We start from the raw sequence: 2,153 nt of genomic DNA on the forward strand, positions 1-2,153 counted from the left end.
CACCTCGCCAATACAGCCGCAAAAATATGTATTAATGCTTAATTAAAAAACTACAAACATAAAAAAAATAAACTTTTTAATGAGCCTATCCATTCAAAATCCACGTATCATTTTTATGGATATACACTATCTTTCTATTCCACAAGACTTTAAGCCATATATCTTCTTGTCCAAAAATATTGATTTTGTTTCCTTTTTCTATGGAACCTATTATCGGTGATCCAGAAGATGGATATTCTCTAAAATAGGTACTCTTATTTATAATGGCCGATTGGTAAGTATTTGGTACATTAATAAAGACCAACAGAAACACGATAAACAAACCCACCAAAATAAGATGTCTCCGTAGAATTTTTTTATTGTATATTTTTTTTCGGAATAGGATAATAAGAATAAATATTCCAATCAGAATAACTGAATAAAGAATAAAAATGTAAAACTGCTGGTATAAAACCAAAATAAAATTCAAGTCACTTCTTTCAAAACCGGTAAACTTGTTCTCCAAAGCCATTTTATTCATTTTTTCAAACACCTCATCGTCCGGATTTAGATTATAATAGTTGTTCAAATAGTAGATAGCTTTCGGAAAATCTCCCAAACTTTCGTAAATATATGCCAGCTTAAGAGAAATATTTGGCTTGTTTACTTGATTATCTTTAAAAATGAGTTCATAAATATTTGCAGCTTCCGAATATTTTTTTGCACTAAATAAAGAATCTGCTTTTTTAGCAACATCATTTTGTGCCTTAGAATCAGCGATTTGAAAGAAAAATAGCTCAGCTGGTAGAGCAATACACTTTTAATGTATGGGTCCTGGGTTCGAATCCCAGCGGGATCACTTAAGTTTTCAGAAATATTTTTAGAATCATTTTCGATTCCGTAGCTCAGCTGGTAGAGCAATACACTTTTAATGTATGGGTCCTGGGTTCGAATCCCAGCGGGATCACAAAGCGATGAAAAATTCATCGCTTTTTTTATTTCTCCAAAACTCAATTTGTTATTCATCCGATTAATTTAAGATACTGACAAGCAAAATTAATTATTTGATAATTAGAAATAGTTTGAATTCGGATATTATTATTAATAAAATTTTGATGAATCCCATTTCGAAAAGAGAAATTCTAAATAAACTTTAAATGAAAAAAAGTAAGAAAAGAGTAATTGAGAATATCCAAATCTTGGATTTTGCGGCTGAAGGAAAATGTATCGTAAAAGACGATGGCGAGGTTATTTTCGTAGAAGGAAGTAATGTTTGTCCAGGAGACGAAGTAAAGCTCTTGGTTTCTAAAACCAAAAAGAATTTCTCTGAAGGAAGGATTTTGGCAATTAATAAATTATCGACTGATCGTATTCAGCCATTTTGTGAGCACTTTGGCGTTTGCGGTGGCTGCAAATGGCAACATATTCCCTATGAAAAGCAAATTGAACAAAAACAAAAACAAGTATACGATCAATTAACAAGAATTGGAAAAGTTAAACTTCCTCAATTTACGCCCATTTTAGGCTCCTCAAACACTCAATTTTATAGAAACAAACTCGAATACACATTTTCTAATTCTAGATGGCTAACCAACGATGAGGTGGCTTCAGGAGAAGAAATATCAAAGGATGCTCTAGGGTTCCATATTCCAAAGAGATTTGAGAAGGTTTTACCTATCAAAAAATGCTATTTGCAAGGTGATCCATCAAATGCCATAAGAGATTTCTTCACAGATTATGCCCACAAAAGCGGTTTGCCTTTTTATGACCACGTCGTTCACAAAGGTTTTTTTAGGAATGTCATGATCCGAACTACTTCCACAGGCGAAGTGATGGTAGTTTTACAAATTGCCGATGATTCTGTTGAAAAAATAGAAAAAGTTTTGAATGAATTTATTGAAAAGTTTCCAAAAACTACTTCTTTAAACTATTTCATTAATAAAAAGCGAAACGATTCTTATTTTGACCTAGAACCTGTTAACTTTTATGGCCTACCTTATATTACCGAACAAATGGAAGGTTTGAGTTTTAGAATAGGAGTAAAGTCATTCTACCAGACCAATTCTGACCAGGCTTATAATTTATATAAAATAGTTAGAGACTTCGCTCAAATCTCTAAGAATGATTTGGTTTATGATCTATATACTGGTACTGGAACCATAGCCAATTTTGTT

The 2,153-nt window shown here is 32.1% G+C and carries 2 protein-coding genes and 2 tRNA genes; 3 read left to right on the forward strand and 1 reads right to left on the reverse strand.

The window, feature by feature from the left end; all coding sequences use genetic code 11:
* Window positions 1-85 precede the first annotated feature (85 nt).
* Complete coding sequence (locus EGI24_RS21765; protein WP_255050754.1) at window positions 86-520, reverse strand: SH3 domain-containing protein; 435 nt, start codon at window positions 518-520, stop codon at window positions 86-88.
* A gap of 253 nt (window positions 521-773) precedes the next feature.
* On the opposite strand from EGI24_RS21765, the gene EGI24_RS21770 reads away from it, so the two are divergent.
* The 3 genes from EGI24_RS21770 to rlmD all read left to right on the forward strand — a co-directional run.
* Window positions 774-835, forward strand: a tRNA-Lys gene (locus tag EGI24_RS21770).
* 38 nt (window positions 836-873) lie between these two features.
* A tRNA-Lys gene (locus EGI24_RS21775) sits at window positions 874-946 on the forward strand.
* Between the two features lie 190 nt (window positions 947-1,136).
* Window positions 1,137-2,153 (forward strand): 23S rRNA (uracil(1939)-C(5))-methyltransferase RlmD (rlmD, locus tag EGI24_RS21780; protein WP_255050755.1); only part of this gene is annotated, 1,017 nt, incomplete at its 3' end.

The sequence above is a fragment of the Lacihabitans sp. CS3-21 genome (genome assembly GCF_024343675.1).
Classification (GTDB): domain Bacteria; phylum Bacteroidota; class Bacteroidia; order Cytophagales; family Spirosomataceae; genus Leadbetterella.

Bases quoted from the DNA above. Each gene is read 5' to 3' on its own strand.
- EGI24_RS21765 (WP_255050754.1), bottom strand. From the start codon at position 520: ATGAATAAAATGGCTTTGGAGAACAAGTTTACCGGTTTTGAAAGAAGT.